General features: G+C 65.5%; 16 protein-coding genes. 8 read left to right on the top strand and 8 right to left on the bottom strand.

Translation table 11 applies throughout. From position 1 onward, the window contains the following. Positions 1-5 precede the first annotated feature (5 nt). Genes tatB through MnOB_RS13405 form a run of 4 tightly spaced genes read left to right on the top strand, consistent with a single transcriptional unit; the run spans position 6 to position 2,480 of the window. On the top strand, positions 6-509 hold the full coding sequence (gene tatB, locus MnOB_RS13420) for a Sec-independent protein translocase protein TatB (RefSeq protein ID WP_077524724.1): 504 nt from the start codon (positions 6-8) through the stop codon (positions 507-509). Then, positions 506-1,300: a twin-arginine translocase subunit TatC gene (tatC, locus tag MnOB_RS13415; protein WP_077524723.1), complete on the top strand. Its 795-nt coding sequence runs from the start codon at positions 506-508 to the stop codon at positions 1,298-1,300. The genes tatB and tatC overlap by 4 nt, the downstream gene beginning before the upstream one ends. Then, on the top strand, positions 1,297-2,004 hold the full coding sequence (locus MnOB_RS13410) for a 16S rRNA (uracil(1498)-N(3))-methyltransferase (RefSeq protein ID WP_077524722.1): 708 nt from the start codon (positions 1,297-1,299) through the stop codon (positions 2,002-2,004). Before tatC ends, MnOB_RS13410 begins: the two co-directional genes overlap by 4 nt. 53 nt (positions 2,005-2,057) lie before the next feature. Continuing rightward, on the top strand, positions 2,058-2,480 hold the full coding sequence (locus MnOB_RS13405) for a UPF0158 family protein (protein WP_077524721.1): 423 nt from the start codon (positions 2,058-2,060) through the stop codon (positions 2,478-2,480). Between the two features lie 139 nt (positions 2,481-2,619). Here MnOB_RS13405 and MnOB_RS13400 read toward each other — a convergent pair whose 3' ends face one another. The 5 genes from MnOB_RS13400 to pip all read right to left on the bottom strand — a co-directional run bounded on the left by MnOB_RS13400 (position 2,620) and on the right by pip (position 6,808). Further along, positions 2,620-3,354: an amino acid ABC transporter ATP-binding protein gene (locus MnOB_RS13400; protein ID WP_077524720.1), complete on the bottom strand. Its 735-nt coding sequence runs from the start codon at positions 3,352-3,354 to the stop codon at positions 2,620-2,622. Beyond that, positions 3,347-4,309, bottom strand: coding sequence for an amino acid ABC transporter permease (locus MnOB_RS13395; protein WP_077524719.1), 963 nt, complete (start codon positions 4,307-4,309; stop codon positions 3,347-3,349). Before MnOB_RS13395 ends, MnOB_RS13400 begins: the two co-directional genes overlap by 8 nt. 93 nt (positions 4,310-4,402) lie before the next feature. Further along, positions 4,403-5,194 carry a transporter substrate-binding domain-containing protein gene (locus MnOB_RS13390; RefSeq protein ID WP_077524718.1) on the bottom strand — a complete coding sequence of 264 codons (792 nt, stop codon included), beginning with the start codon at positions 5,192-5,194 and terminating at the stop codon, positions 4,403-4,405. A 202-nt stretch (positions 5,195-5,396) separates the two neighbouring features. After that, positions 5,397-5,834, bottom strand: coding sequence for a D-aminoacyl-tRNA deacylase (gene dtd, locus MnOB_RS13385; protein WP_077524717.1), 438 nt, complete (start codon positions 5,832-5,834; stop codon positions 5,397-5,399). Then, positions 5,834-6,808, bottom strand: coding sequence for a prolyl aminopeptidase (gene pip / locus MnOB_RS13380; RefSeq protein ID WP_077524716.1), 975 nt, complete (start codon positions 6,806-6,808; stop codon positions 5,834-5,836). Before pip ends, dtd begins: the two co-directional genes overlap by 1 nt. A gap of 93 nt (positions 6,809-6,901) precedes the next feature. Between pip and MnOB_RS13375 the strand changes: the two genes are divergently transcribed. From MnOB_RS13375 to MnOB_RS13360, 4 genes are all read left to right on the top strand, one after another. Continuing rightward, on the top strand, positions 6,902-7,333 hold the full coding sequence (locus MnOB_RS13375) for a hypothetical protein (protein WP_077524715.1): 432 nt from the start codon (positions 6,902-6,904) through the stop codon (positions 7,331-7,333). Next, entirely contained in the window at positions 7,330-7,803 is a 474-nt protein-coding gene (locus MnOB_RS13370) for an NUDIX domain-containing protein (RefSeq protein ID WP_077524714.1), read from the top strand. Before MnOB_RS13375 ends, MnOB_RS13370 begins: the two co-directional genes overlap by 4 nt. 102 nt (positions 7,804-7,905) lie before the next feature. Continuing rightward, positions 7,906-9,318 (top strand): NAD(P)/FAD-dependent oxidoreductase, encoded by a 1,413-nt coding sequence (locus tag MnOB_RS13365; RefSeq protein WP_077524713.1) that lies wholly within the window; start codon positions 7,906-7,908, stop codon positions 9,316-9,318. Between the two features lie 15 nt (positions 9,319-9,333). Continuing rightward, positions 9,334-10,293 carry an alpha/beta fold hydrolase gene (locus tag MnOB_RS13360; protein WP_077524712.1) on the top strand — a complete coding sequence of 320 codons (960 nt, stop codon included), beginning with the start codon at positions 9,334-9,336 and terminating at the stop codon, positions 10,291-10,293. A gap of 36 nt (positions 10,294-10,329) precedes the next feature. On the opposite strand, the gene hutG is transcribed toward MnOB_RS13360, so the two are convergent. Genes hutG through MnOB_RS13345 form a run of 3 tightly spaced genes read right to left on the bottom strand, consistent with a single transcriptional unit; the run spans position 10,330 to position 13,863 of the window. Further along, complete coding sequence (gene hutG, locus MnOB_RS13355) at positions 10,330-11,133, bottom strand: N-formylglutamate deformylase (RefSeq protein ID WP_077524711.1); 804 nt, start codon at positions 11,131-11,133, stop codon at positions 10,330-10,332. Beyond that, positions 11,126-12,334, bottom strand: a complete 1,209-nt coding sequence (gene hutI, locus MnOB_RS13350) for an imidazolonepropionase (protein ID WP_077524710.1) — start codon at positions 12,332-12,334, stop codon at positions 11,126-11,128. The genes hutG and hutI overlap by 8 nt, the downstream gene beginning before the upstream one ends. Then, the gene (locus tag MnOB_RS13345; protein ID WP_077524709.1) at positions 12,331-13,863 is read right to left on the bottom strand and encodes an HAL/PAL/TAL family ammonia-lyase; all 1,533 of its coding nucleotides are present in this window, start codon (positions 13,861-13,863) and stop codon (positions 12,331-12,333) included. Before MnOB_RS13345 ends, hutI begins: the two co-directional genes overlap by 4 nt. Positions 13,864-13,869 lie beyond the last annotated feature (6 nt).

The following is a 13,869-nucleotide window of genomic DNA, read 5'->3' as shown; positions in this document are numbered from 1 at the left end:
GACCCATGTTCGGTATCAGCTTCGGTGAACTGCTGCTGATCGGCCTGATCGCCCTCCTGGTGCTCGGGCCCGAGCGGCTGCCCGGCGCGGCGCGCACGGCGGGTCTCTGGATCGGCCGCCTCAAGCGCAGCTTCAACGCGATCAAGACCGAGGTCGAGCGCGAAATCGGCGCCGACGAGATCCGTCGCCAGCTGCATAACGAACACATCATGGCGCTGGAAAAGCAGATCAAGGAAAGCATCGTGCCTCCCACGGTCGAATCCCTGCTTTCCGAGGCAGAGCCTGAAAGCGATGCCGCACCAGCAAGTCCCGCGCCCGTCGCCCCGGCTACGCAACCCGCACAGGCTGCGCCGGTACCGGCAACCGCCAAGGCGCCGGCAACCGCAGGCGCGGCCGCTCCTAACCAGGCCGCCCCGACTGCGCCTGGCCAGGCCCCCAGTGCCGCGTCGACGTCTCAGCCATCGCCCCAGGCCCCCATTGAACCGCAGCAGCCGTCCCGCACCCCATGAGCGACCAGAAGCCGGAACAAGACCAGGAAATGCCCCTGGTCTCGCACCTCACTGAACTGCGTACGCGCCTCCTGCGCTGCGTGGCGGCGATCTTCCTGATCTTCGCGGGCCTGTTCTATTTCGCCCAGAAGATCTACACCCTGGTATCGGCGCCCCTGCGCCAGTACCTGCCGGAAGGCGCGACCATGATCGCCACCGATGTGGCGTCGCCCTTCCTCACGCCCTTCAAGCTGACCATGGTCGTGGCGCTGTTCCTCGCCATGCCGGTGATCCTGCACCAGGTCTGGGGCTTCATCGCGCCTGGCCTGTACAAGCACGAGAAGCGCGTCGCCCTGCCCCTGCTGGTCTCGAGCATCGTGCTGTTCTACGGCGGCATGGCCTTCGCCTACTTCCTGGTGTTCCCGCTGATCTTCCACTTCTTCGCCAGCGTGACGCCCGAAGGCGTGTCGATGATGACCGACATCAGCAGCTATCTCGACTTCGTGATGACGCTGTTCTTCGCCTTCGGCGTGGCCTTCGAGATTCCCGTGGCCGTCATCCTGCTGATCTGGATCGGCGTGGTGGATGTCAGCTATCTCAAGCGCATCCGCCCCTACGTGATCATCGGCTGCTTCGTGGTGGGCATGGTCCTGACCCCGCCAGACATCTTCTCCCAGACCTTGCTGGCCGTGCCCATGTGGCTGCTGTTCGAGGTCGGCGTGTTCTTCGGTGGCCTGATCCGCAAACGCGGCGATCATCCGGAAGACGACGCCGAAGAGCCCGGCGACCAGCCGCCCGCTACCCGCCCGTGAACCTGCTGCTTCTCGAAGACGCCGACTTCATCGCGGCGGACCGGGCACGCCTGGAAGGCAGACGCCTCAAGCACCTGCATGAAGTCCACCGCGCCGAGGCCGGCGACAGCCTGCGGGTGGGTCGCCTGGGCGGCCAGATGGGCCAAGGTCGCCTGCTGAGCCTCGAAACCAACTGTGCGGAGCTGGAAGTCAGCTTCGACCAGCCGCCGCCAGCCAAGCTGCCCATCACGCTGCTACTGGCCCTGCCCCGCCCGAAGATGCTCCGCCGCGTGTTGCAGACCGTCGCCGCCATGGGCGTGCCGCGCCTGGTCCTGCTGAACAGTTACCGAGTGGAAAAGAGCTTCTGGCAGACCCCTTTCCTCGAAGCGGCGGCCATCCGTGAACAGCTGATCCTGGGCCTGGAACAAGCTCGGGACACCGTGCTGCCCGAAGTCGTCATCGAGAAGCGTTTCAAGCCGTTCGTCGAAGATCGCCTGCCGCAGCTCGCCGCCGGCACCCTCGGCTTGGTGGGTCACCCCGGTGACCACCCGCCCTGTCCCCGCGCCGTGGACGAGCCCATCACCCTGGCCATTGGCCCCGAAGGTGGCTGGATTCCCTACGAGGTCGAGAAACTGCACGAGGCCGGCCTGCAGCCCGTGCAGCTCGGCGAGCGCATCCTGCGGGTGGAGACGGCGGTAACCGCGTTGCTCGCCCGACTGTTCTGAGGCGCGGCGCTGGCGTAGGCTGGCAACATCCTCTCCGCTATCGAGATTGAGCCATGCGCCCGCTGACCATCGACCTCGACCAACTCGCCTTTGCCCTCAACACTTTCGGACTCGACCACTACCTCGACCTGCTCAGCGGCAAGGTGCTGCTGATCCCCGAAGAAGATGCCGATCCCGAACTGGAAGCCCTGCTGCGCGAGGAGCCGGAGCGTTTCCTGCTGGTTGAACCCCTCGGCCAGGCCGACGAACTGCGGCTGATGCAGGAGTTCCTCCATGAAGTGGTCCATCCCCATGCCTATTCCGCCCTGGAACAGGCGCTGGCAAGCCGCAAGCCGGCGCGCACGTTCCGCCACGTGCTGATGGAGTACCCGGTGCTGCTGGAGGCCTGGCACCAGTTCGAAGCCGCCCGGCTACGCGAGCTGGCCCAGGACTGGCTGGCGGAGAATGAGCTGCAACCGGCGATGCCGCTGCACTGAGCCCCTTCCCATTGCGGCCCTCACCCCAACCCTCTCCCGGAGGGAGAGGGGGCTGTCTGTGCCGGTGCCTAGCGCAGCGCAAACCCTGTAGGGGCGAATTCATTCGCCAAGGGCCGCGCAGCGGCCCAAAGCATTCCGATCAGAGCACCTGCCGCAGGAAGCTCTGCGCACGCGGGTCCTGGGGCTTGTCAAAGAACTGCGCCGGAGGCGCGTCTTCCAACAGCTTGCCATGATCGAAGAACAGCACCCGGTCGGCCACTTCACGGGCAAAGCCCATTTCGTGGGTCACGCAGACCATGGTCATGCCTTCCTGGGCGAGCTGCTTCATCACGTCCAGCACTTCACCGACCATTTCCGGGTCGAGCGCCGAGGTGGGCTCGTCGAACAGCATCACCTTGGGCTCCATGCACAGGGCCCGGGCAATGGCGACGCGCTGCTGCTGGCCGCCGGACAGGCGCGAGGGGTACTCATGGGCCTTCTGCGCGATGCCGACCTTGGTCAGCAGCGCCTGGGCCTTGGCCTCGCGTTCGGCCTTGCCGCGCTTGCGCACGACCTTCTGGGCCAGGCAGAGGTTTTCCAGCACGGTCATGTGCGGGAACAGGTTGAAGTGCTGGAACACCATGCCCACTTCGCGGCGGTAGGCGTTCACGTCGGTCTTCGGGTTGGCGAGGTCGACGCCGTCGATGCTCACCGAACCGGAATCCAGCTCCTCCAGGCCGTTGAGGCAGCGCAGGAAGGTGGACTTGCCGGAGCCCGACGGGCCGATCACCACCACCACTTCGCCACGCTTCACCTGCGTGGTGACGTTATCCACAGCCCGCACTTCATGGCCGCGGGCATCGAAGACTTTCACCAGGTTTCGGACTTCAATCACTTTTCCCGAGCCTCCGCTCCAGACGGCTGGCGATTTGCGACAGCGGCAGGTTGATGACGAGGTACAGCCCGGCGACGCAGAACCAGATCTCGAAAGTGGAGAAGGAGGTCGTGATTGCCTCGCGGCCGCTCTTGGTCAGTTCGGTGATGGCGATGACCGACACCAGCGACGTGTCCTTGACCAGGCTGATGAACTGCCCGGCCAGCGGCGGCAGCACGCGCTTGAACGCCTGCGGCAGGATCACGTGGCGCATGGACTGGCCGGCGGTCAGGCCCAGGGAGCGTGCCGCCTCGTTCTGGCCACGGGCGATGGACTGCACGCCAGCGCGGACGATCTCGCCGACGTAGGCGCCGGTGAACAGCGCCAGCGCCGCCACCCCGGCGAACTCGCGGGAGAGGTTCAGCACGGTGCCGATGAAGAAGTAGAAGATGAAGATCTGCACCAGCAGCGGCGTACCGCGCACCAGCTCGACGTAGACGGTGGACAGGTCGCGCAGGGTGGGGTTGCTGGACAGGCGGCAGAGGCCGGTGAACAGGCCGATCACCAGGCCGAAAGCGCCGGATACCACGGAAATCCACAGGGTGGTCCAGAGGCCCCAGAGCAGAGGGCCGGCGGCCCAGTGGCGAGTCACACCGATCTGGTCGCCTTCGGAAACATCATCGCCCTGGCTCACCTGCAGGCTGTCACGAGCGACTTCCAGCACCTGTTCCTCACCGCCCTCGGCGGTCAGGGTCACGCGGGCGTTGTCACCGGCGTCGGCGATGGCGCTGACGGTGCCGTAATCGGCAGCGCGCTGACTTTCCTCCGCCTGGTAGGCGAAGTACTGGGGCACGCGATTCCAGCGCCATTCGTAGGAAATCAGTGAGGTGGAGTACCAGAGTCCCCAGCCCACCACGACCAGGATCAGACCGGTCAGGATGTGCCAGGGCCAGTTACGGCGATGTTTTCTAGTCACGGGAAATCTCGCTCATGGCGGGTAACAAAAGGCAGGCCCGGCCTTGTGGGCCGGGCCTGTCATAACCAACGCGGCCCTGAAGCCGGCGCGGCCTTATTCCATCTCTTTCAGCCAGTCGTTCTTCTTGAACCACTTGGTGTGGATGCGATCGTAGGTGCCGTCGTGGCGGATCTGGTTCAGCCAGTTGTTGACCCAGTTGATGCTGTCGTAGTCACCCTTCTTCAGGCCGTAGGCCAGGGGTTCGAAGGTGAAGGGCTCTTCCAGGAACACCAGCTTGCCCGCACCGGCCTTGTTCACGGCAACCACGTTGTACGGGGCGTCGTAGATGAAGGCGTCGGCCTTGCCGTTGACCACGTCCATCACCGCTTCCTGCTCGTTGTCGAAGCCGTGGTACTGGGCCTTGGAGATCAGCTTCTTGGCGACCATCTCGCCGGTGGTACCGATCTTGGAGGTAATGCGGTACTTGGCATCGTTCAGGTCCTTGTAGGACTTGATCTCGCCTTGCAGCTCCTTGCGGATCAGCAGGGTCTGGCCGACCACGATGAAGGGCTCGGAGAAGTTGATGCGCAGGTTGCGCTCCTGGGTCAGGGTCATGCCGGAACCGATCATGTCGAACTTGTCGGTCAGCAGGGCCGGGATGATGCCGTCGTAGCTGGTGGACACCAGTTCCAGCTTCACGCCCATGGCCTTGGCCATGGCTTTGAGCAGGTCGACTTCGAAGCCGATGATCTCACCGCGCTTGTTGGTCATTTCGAAGGGCATGTAGGTCGGGTCCATGCCGACACGCAGGGTGCCGCGCTTGACTGCATCATCGACCATGCCGGCGTGGGCCAGGCCAGTCAGTGCGCTGGCGGCGAACAGCAGTGACGCGAGAAGCTTTTTCATTCTTTCTCCTAATGGGGCGGCTCGTTGAGAAACGTTAACGACGCAGTCGAGGCGACGCCTCGGCAACGCAGGTAGCGTTTCAACAGCCTGCCAATGGGGCAGCTCGTTGTTGTTGTGCAGCCCACGAACGACGGGGCATGGCGCGCATGCTAAACCGCATCTTCGTGGATGGCGAGTCGCAGGAAGCAGATATCGGGCCAGCTCAGCTTTCGAGCAGGAAAGTGACCGGTCCGTCGTTGACCAGGTGCACCTGCATGTTGGCGCCGAAGCGGCCAGTGGCGACCTGTGGATGCTTGAGGCGGGCCTGCTCCACCAGATAATCGAACAGCTCCTCACCGCGCGCCGGGGATGCTGCGGTGGAAAAGCTGGGGCGCAGGCCGCTCTTGGTATCGGCGGCCAGGGTGAACTGGGATACCAGCAACAGCCCGCCACCGACCGCGCCGAGGGACAGGTTCATCTTGCCCTCGGCATCGGCGAATACGCGGTAGTTGACCAGTTTGTGCAGTAGTTTGTCGGCGCTGGCCTCGGTGTCCTGGGGCTCGACGCCGACCAGCACCAGCAGGCCCTGGTCGATGGCCCCGACCACTTCACCTTCCACCTCGACGCGGGCGGCACTGACCCGTTGCAGCAGTGCCTTCATCAGGCGTCTTCCTCGGGCGGCAGTTCCAGCAGGCGGCGCGCCATCTGGTTGGAGGCGCGCACCAGGGCATCGGTGATGCCGGCCTCGGATGCGGCGTGACCCGCGTCCCGAACGATCTGCAGCTCGCTGTTCGGCCAGGCCTTGTGCAGCGCCCAGGCGTTGTCCAGGGGGCAGATGACGTCATAGCGGCCGTGCACGATCACGCCCGGCAGGTGCGCGATGCGCGGCATGTCGCGGAGCAACTGGTTGGGTTCGAGGAAGGCGTTGTTGACGAAGTAGTGGCATTCGATACGGGCAATGGACAGGGCGCGCATCGGTTCGCTGAACCGTTCCACCACCGGCGCGCTCGGGCGCAAGGTAGCGGTGCGGCCCTCCCAGGTGGACCAGGCCTTGGCGGCGTGCATCTGGGCGATCTGGTCAGGGCCAGTCAGGCGCTTGTAGAAGGCCTGCATCAGGTCGCCATGTTCCTCGGCCGGGATCGGCGCCAGGTAATCCTCCCAGTAGTCCGGGAATATGCGGCTGCAGCCTTCCTGGTAGAACCACTCGAAGTCCTGCGGACGGCACAGGAAGATGCCGCGCAGGATCAGGCCGAGTACGCGATCCGGGTGCGCCTGGGCATAAGCCAGGGACAGAGTGGAACCCCAGGAGCCGCCGAACAGGACCCACTTGTCGATCCCGAGGTGCTGGCGAATGCGTTCGAGGTCCGCCACCAGGTCCCAGGTGGTGTTCTTTTCTAGGCTCGCATGGGGCGTAGAGCGGCCGCAGCCACGCTGGTCGAAGGTGACGATGCGGTACAGATTCGGATCGAAGAAGCGCCGGCTCAGAGCGTCGCAGCCGGCTCCCGGGCCACCGTGGATGAATACCACCGGCAGCCCTTCCGGCGTGCCGCTCTCGTCCACGTAGAGCACGTGCGGCGCATCCACCGCCAGCTCGTGCCGGGCGTAGGGTTTTATCTCCGGATACAAAGTCTGCATTCTTGGCTCCCGAATCTGTGCGAAAGGTCGACTCCTGGGCGAGTCCGGCCTTTTAATCTGCCGGGCATCATAACGAGGAAAAAGGAGTTCAGCATGCTACTCAGGAAGTTCGCGCTGCCAACGCTATGCGTTCTGGCAATCCTAGCCGGTTGTGGCCGGAACGACCCGGCAGCGGAGCTGGATGCGGCGGTGCAACAACTGCAGGACAACCTCGAAGCGAAGAAAACCGCTGCGGTGCTGGAGCAGTTGCACCCGCAGTTCATTGCCCAGCAACAGAACGATCGCGACTGGGCCAAGCGCACCATGACCCTGCTGTTCATGCGCCACAAGAATGTCAGCGTGCTCGCCCTCAGCAAGGCGAACAGCCTAGACCCGACCTACCGCGAAAAAGGCTACACGGACGCCCAGGTGGCCCTCACGGGTGCCGAGGGGCTGATTCCCGACAGCGCACGCCATTACGGGGTGAAGCTGGAATGGTGGCTGGAAGACGGTGAGTGGAAGCTCGCCCGGATGGACTGGCAATGAGCGCGCCGCTCACCCATCGCATCCGCGCCGCCGGGCTGCTGGTACACGAGGGTCGCATCCTGCTGGTCAAGCACGTGGTCGGCGACGATACCTACTGGATCCCGCCAGGCGGCGGCTTCGAATCGGTCAGCGACGAATGCACCCGCGATACGGTCCGCCGTGAGTTCAGGGAAGAAACCGGACTCGACGTGGACGTCGGCCCGCTGGTCTACGTCCGCGAATTCTCCGAACCGGCCATGGGGCGCTTCCATATGGAACTGTTCTACCGGATCGACGCCTGGCGCGGCGAACTCAGCCTGGCCAATCTCAACGGCCTGGGTGGCGACGAGTTCGAGATCCGGGAAGTGGGCTGGATCAGCCGCGAGGCGCTTGCCGCCCTGCCCTTCTACCCGGCCGAGCTGCTGGACGATGTGTGGGAACGGGTGACGGCCGAGGAGGTGGTGATCCGTCACCTGGGGTTGCAGCGGTAGAGCCCTTGGCTATCGTCGCAATCAGCTCTTGATCTGGAGTGCCGGGTTCACGGGGCTAGCCTTGGGGTTTTGGGGGCTTCCACTTTCGCGAGGACAGTCGCCATGCACCCGGACCCGTTGGAAACCGACTACCTGGTGATCGGCGCCGGCGCTGCAGCGATGGCCTTCGTCGACACTTTGCTCAGCGAGTCCGACGCCACTGTGCTGATGGTGGACCGCCACGCCCAACCCGGCGGCCACTGGAACGACGCCTACCCCTTCGTCCGGCTTCACCAGCCCTCGGCCTGCTACGGCGTGAATTCCCGTGAGTTGGGCAGTGGGAAGAAAGACAGCTCCGCGCTGGGGGAAAACCTCTACGAATTGGCCTCCAGCGCGGAAATCCTCAGCTACTACGAGCAGGTGATGAACCAGCGTTTCCTGCCGTCGGGTCGGGTGCGCTACTTCCCCATGTGCGATTACGTCGGGGATCGCGCGGCGGACCATCGTTTCGTTTCCCTGCTTGGCGGCACTGAGTATCGGGTGCAGGTACGACGGAAAGTGGTCGATGCCACCCATGCCCAGACCCAGGTGCCTTCTACTCATCCGCCGAAATACCGGGTCGCCGCCGGGGTAACCTGCGTGCCACCCAACGAGCTGCCACAGATCCGCCAGCCACATCCCGCCTACGTGGTGGTTGGCTCCGGCAAGACTGGCATCGATACCTGCCTGTGGCTGCTGCAGAACGGCGTGGCGCCGGGATCGATTCACTGGATCATGCCCAGCGATCCCTGGCTGGTGGATCGCGCCACCTTGCAACCCGGCCTCGAGTTCTTCGAGCAGTGCGTGCGTGGCGTCACAGCGCAGTACTCGGCCCTCGCCACCGCCACCTCGCTCGCAGACCTGTTCGACCGGCTTGAACAATCGGGCCAGCTGCTGCGGATCGATCCGTCCGTCACGCCTGGCGCCTATCGCGGCGCCACCGTCACCCGGAGCGAGCTGAGCGCTCTGCGCGGCATCGGACACAAGGTGCGGTTGGGTCATGTCGAGGCGATAGAGCCGGGTAAGGTCCTGCTGGAAGGCGGCAGCGTCGAGGTGCCCGTGGGAGCCCTGTTCATCGACTGCAGTGCCAGAGCCCTGGCCGGATGGAAGGTGGCGCAGGTGTTCGACGGGAACAGGATCAATCTGACTTTCGTCAGCAACAACCAGCCGGTGTTTTCAGCCGCCCTGATCGCCTACGTCGAATGCCACCTGCCCGACGACGCAGCCAAGAACGCCTGCTGCCAACCGGTGCCGGTGCCACGGGTTCCGGAGGACTGGCTCAGGGTCTGGGGCGTCTACCTGGGCAACTTCCAGCGCTGGCGAGAAAACCAGACCCTGACCCAGTGGCTGTTCAGCTCCCGCCTGTTCCTGATGACCACCGTGGTACGCGACGTCCGGCCGGACGACAGCGGGCGCCACGCCCTGCTCCACGAACTGACCCTCGCCCGGCAGCAGGCAGCGGTGAACCTGCCCCGGCTGATGGCACTGCTCGCCTGAGCGGCCGTTGTGAAAATGCCCGCTCCGACACTGGAAACCCTCACCGTCAACGGCATCCGCATGCGCGTCGCGATGCAGGGCGAAGGGCCCCTGGTGCTGCTGTGCCACGGCTTCCCGGAGCTGTGGTACGCCTGGCGGCACCAGCTCGATGCCCTCGCGGCGGCCGGCTTCAGGGTGGTCGCCCCGGACATGCGCGGCTACGGCGGAACCGACGCCCCGCAAGCCGTGGAGGCCTACTCCAGGCTGCACCTGGTCGGGGACATGGTGGACCTCGTGCGGGTGCTTGGGGAGCGCCAGGCGGTCATCGTCGGGCACGACTGGGGGGCCATGGTGGCCTGGGCCGCCGCCCTGGTGCGACCGGACCTGTTTCGCGCGGTGATCGGCATGAGCGTGCCCTTCGCGCCTCCCGACCCGACGGACATCCTCAAGGTGCTGGAAGACCGGGGTATCCATGATTACTACCTGCAGTACTTCCAGGCCCCTGGCGTGGCGGAAGCCGAACTGGAGTGGGATGTCAGCGCAACCTTCCGTCGAATGCTCTTCTGCGGTTCCGGTGATTGGCAGGGCCTGCCGGCATTCGGGCGCTTGCAACCCGGCCAGGGCTTCCTGGGGCACATGGAGGAACCCGATGTGCTGCCAGCCTGGCTCAGTGAAGACGACCTCGACTACTACGTGCAGGCTTTCCGGCACACCGGCTTTCGCGGCGGGCTGAACTGGTACCGGACCATGCGCCTGTCCAGCGAGCTCATGGCACCGTGGCGCGGCGGCATCATCCGCCAGCCGTCGCTGTTCATGGCTGGAACCCGGGACTCGGTGCTCGGTTTCCCGGTGATTCCCCAGTTGATCGCCGCGTTCCCGCGAACGCTGCCTGGGCTACGCGGCTGCCACCTGCTCAATGGCGCCGGGCACTGGGTTCAACAGGAGCGGGCGGAGGAAGTCAGCAGCCTGATGCTGAATTTCCTCCGCGCCCTTTGAGGCAACGACGGCGCTCGCCGTTGCCTGCCAGGGAGGTCAGCGGCCGTAGCGCTGCTGCCCCCACGCCAGCATCGCCTGCAGCAAGCGATTCAACACGGCCTGAGTCGGCGCCGCGAGGTCTTCGCGGTAGTCGAAGGGCACCTGCTCGTCCATGTAGGTGCACTGAGCGAGCTCCAGTTGCACGGCATGGATGTGTTGGTCCGGCTGGCCGTAGTGGCGGGTGATGTGACCACCCTTGAAGCGGCCATTGAGCACGTGGCTGTAGTCCTCCGCCTCGGCGCAAACCGCCACCAGGGCATCGGCCAGGCCCGGATCGCAGCTGGCCCCGGCGTTGGTGCCGAGGTTGAAGTCCGGCAAGCGGCCATCGAACAGGCGCGGGACGAAGGAACGGATGGAGTGGGCGTCGAACAGCATGGCGTAGCCGAACTCGGCCTTCATCCGCGCCAGTTCGTCATGGATGGTCTGGTGATAGGGGGTCCAGATGCCTGCCAGGTAGCGCGCCCTCTCCGCCGCGGAAGGTTCTTCACCCTCACGGTACAACGGCTCGCCATCGAACAGCGTCGCGGGATAGAGGCCGGTGGTGGCGGTGGCATAGAGCGGCTTGTCGTCGGCTGGGCGGTTCAGGTCGATGACATAGCGCGAATACTGCGCCGCCAGCGTGCTCGCCCCCAGCTCGGTGGCGAAGTCGTAGAGGCGCGGGATGTGCCAATCGGTGTCGGTGAGGTCCCAGCCCGCTTCCACCATCCCGGCTTCCACCGCGGGGGTCAGGTGGGTACCGGGGTGCGGCATGCTGATCAGCAACGGAGCGTCGCCGCGACTGAAGTTCAGTACGTTATCCACAGTCGATCTCCTGTCCATGTCGAATCACCCGCTTGGGCACGTCGCCGCCCAGCCAGTAGGCGAGTTCCGCCGGGCGCTGGATGTCCCAGGCGATGAAGTCGGCCACCTTGCCGTTCTCCAGGCTGCCGTGGCTGTCGGCCAGGCCCAGGGCCTTCGCGGCGTGCAACGTGGCGCCGGCCAGCGCTTCCTCTGGAGTCAGGCGGAAGGAGGTGCAGGCCATGTTCAGCATCATCCGCAGCGACAGCGCCGGGGACGTACCGGGGTTGAGATCGGTGGATACCGCCATCGCGACACCGTGCTTGCGCAGGGCATCGATGGGCGGCAGCTGGGTTTCCCGCAGCAGGAAGAAGGCGCCTGGCAGCAGCACGGCAACGGTGCCGGCCTTGGCCATGGCGATGGCGTCGTCCTCGGTCATGTATTCCAGGTGGTCTGCCGACAGAGCCTGATAGCGCGCCGCCAAGGCGGAACCGTGCAGGGAGGACAGTTGCTCGGCATGCAGTTTCACTGGCAACCCGAGTGTCTTTGCGACCTTGAAGACGCGTTCCACCTGGGCCGGAGAGAACGCCAGGTGTTCGCAGAAGGCGTCCACCGCGTCCACCAGCCCTTCATCGGCAAGCGCCGGCAGCATCTCGTTGCAGATGTGGTCGATGTAATCATCGGCGCGGCCGGCATATTCCGGCGGCAGGGCGTGAGCCGCCAGGCAGGTGGCGCGCACGGTGATCGGCAGGGTCTCGCCCAGGCGCCTGGCGACCCGCAGCATTTTGCGCTCGCTGGCCAGGTCCAGGCCGTAACCGGACTTCACCTCCAGGGTGGTGACGCCGTCGCGCAGCAGCTGGCGCGCACGACGGCTGGCGCTCTCCAGGAGCTCCTCCTCGCTGGCCTCGCGGGTGGCGCGCACGGTGCTGGCGATGCCGCCGCCCTGGGCGGCAATCTCGGCGTAGCTGACGCCTTCCAGACGCTGTTCGAACTCGCGGCTGCGGTCACCGCCGAACACCAGGTGCGTGTGGCAGTCGATCAGTCCCGGGGTCAGCCAGGCACCGCCGAGATCGACTTCGACATCGTAGGGGATGGCCGGCAGTTCATCGCGTGGGCCGATCCACTCGATGCGCCCTGCGTAGGTCAGCAGCACGGCGTCTTCGATGATCGAGTACTTGCCGCCTCGCATGGTGGCGGCGTGGCAGTTGTGCCAGAGGTGTTTCATTGCAGGCCTCCGGTGCGAACGGAAATCCCTTCCAACGCAGCACCGTCACGCAGCAGGTCGGCGGCACGGGCGATGTCCGGTGCCAGCCAACGGTCCTGGTCATAAGCCGGCACCTGTTCGCGCAGGGTTTCCCACGCGGCCGATGTGCCGACACCGAAGCCCCTGGGCTTGTGGAACTCGAAAGCCTGGGCGGCAAACAGATATTCGATGGCAAGGATACGGCGGCAGTTCTCCACCGCCTTGCCCAGCTTGAGGGCGGCACTGGTGCCGAGGCTCAGGTGGTCTTCCTGCAGGCCGGAGGTGACGAAGTTATCCACAACGGCCGGCTGCGCCAGCTGACGGTTTTCCCCGACCAGGGCGGCGGCGACGTACTGGGCGATCATCATTCCCGAGTTGACCCCGGGCTGGCTCACCAGGAATGCCGGCAGGCCGCTGACCAGCGGGTTGACCAGGCGATCCAGGCGGCGCTCGGCGATGCCGCCAAGCTCGGCCACGGCGATGGCCAGCAGGTCCGCCGCCATGGCCACCGATTCTCCGTGGGGGTTGGCCTGGGAAACGATCTTGTAGCTGTCCGGGGTCCCCAGCAGCAGCGGATTGTCGTTGGCCGATGCCAGTTCGGTATCCACCTGCTTCGCGGCATGGGCCAGCTGATCACGGCAGGCGCCATGCACCTGCGGGATGGAGCGGATGCTCAGGGCGTCCTGGGTACGGATGCCCTGGCTGGCGGCGACCACCTCGCTGCCCGCGAGCAGGGCCAGCAGGTTGGCGCCCACCGCCTGCACGCCGGGGTACGGCTTGAGGGCGATGATGTCCGGGTCGAAGGCGGCGATCTGTCCGCGCAGGGCTTCAAAACTCATGGCGCCGATCACGTCCGCCCAACGCATCAGGCGCTCGGCGTCGTCCAGCACCAGGCAGGTCAGGCCGGTCATGCAAGGCAGGCCGTTGACCAGGCAGAGCCCGTCCTTGGCACCCAGGCGCACGGGTTCGAGGCCTTCGGCCGCCAGCGCTTCGGCTGCGGGCACCACCTGACCGCGATAGCTCACTTCGCCGACACCAAGCAGGGCGATGCCAACGTGGGCCATATGGGTCAGGTAGCCCACTGAACCCTGGGACGGCACCTGTGGGGTGATGCCGCGCTCCAGCAGAGCCAGCAGTGCTTCCACTACAGCGCGCTGCAGGCCGGAACGACCATGGCTGTAGTTGGCGATGGCACAGCAGATGATGGCGCGGGTCTGCTCGTCGGCCAGCACCGGGCCGACACCGCAGGCGTGGCTGAGCAAGGTGTTGCGGGACATCGTGGCGAACTGCTCGGCGGTCAGCACGACCTCGCTGAGCGCACCGAGACCGGTGCTGATCCCGTAGGCGCGCTCGCCCCGCTCGACAATGCGATCGACAATGCCGCGGGCATTGTCGATGCGCGCCCAGGCGGAAGGCGTCAACTCCAGGCGCGCGCCGTGGCGCGCCACCGCCACCACCTGGCGCCAGTTCAACGGCGAATCGCCCAGCAGGACTTTCTCGGGTAACGACATTCAGCT

Source organism: Metapseudomonas resinovorans (assembly GCF_002003485.1).
Classification (GTDB): Bacteria; Pseudomonadota; Gammaproteobacteria; order Pseudomonadales; family Pseudomonadaceae; genus Metapseudomonas; species Metapseudomonas resinovorans_D.
Note: the sequence above shows the minus strand (reverse complement) of the source record. Positions and strands in the feature narration are given on the sequence as shown.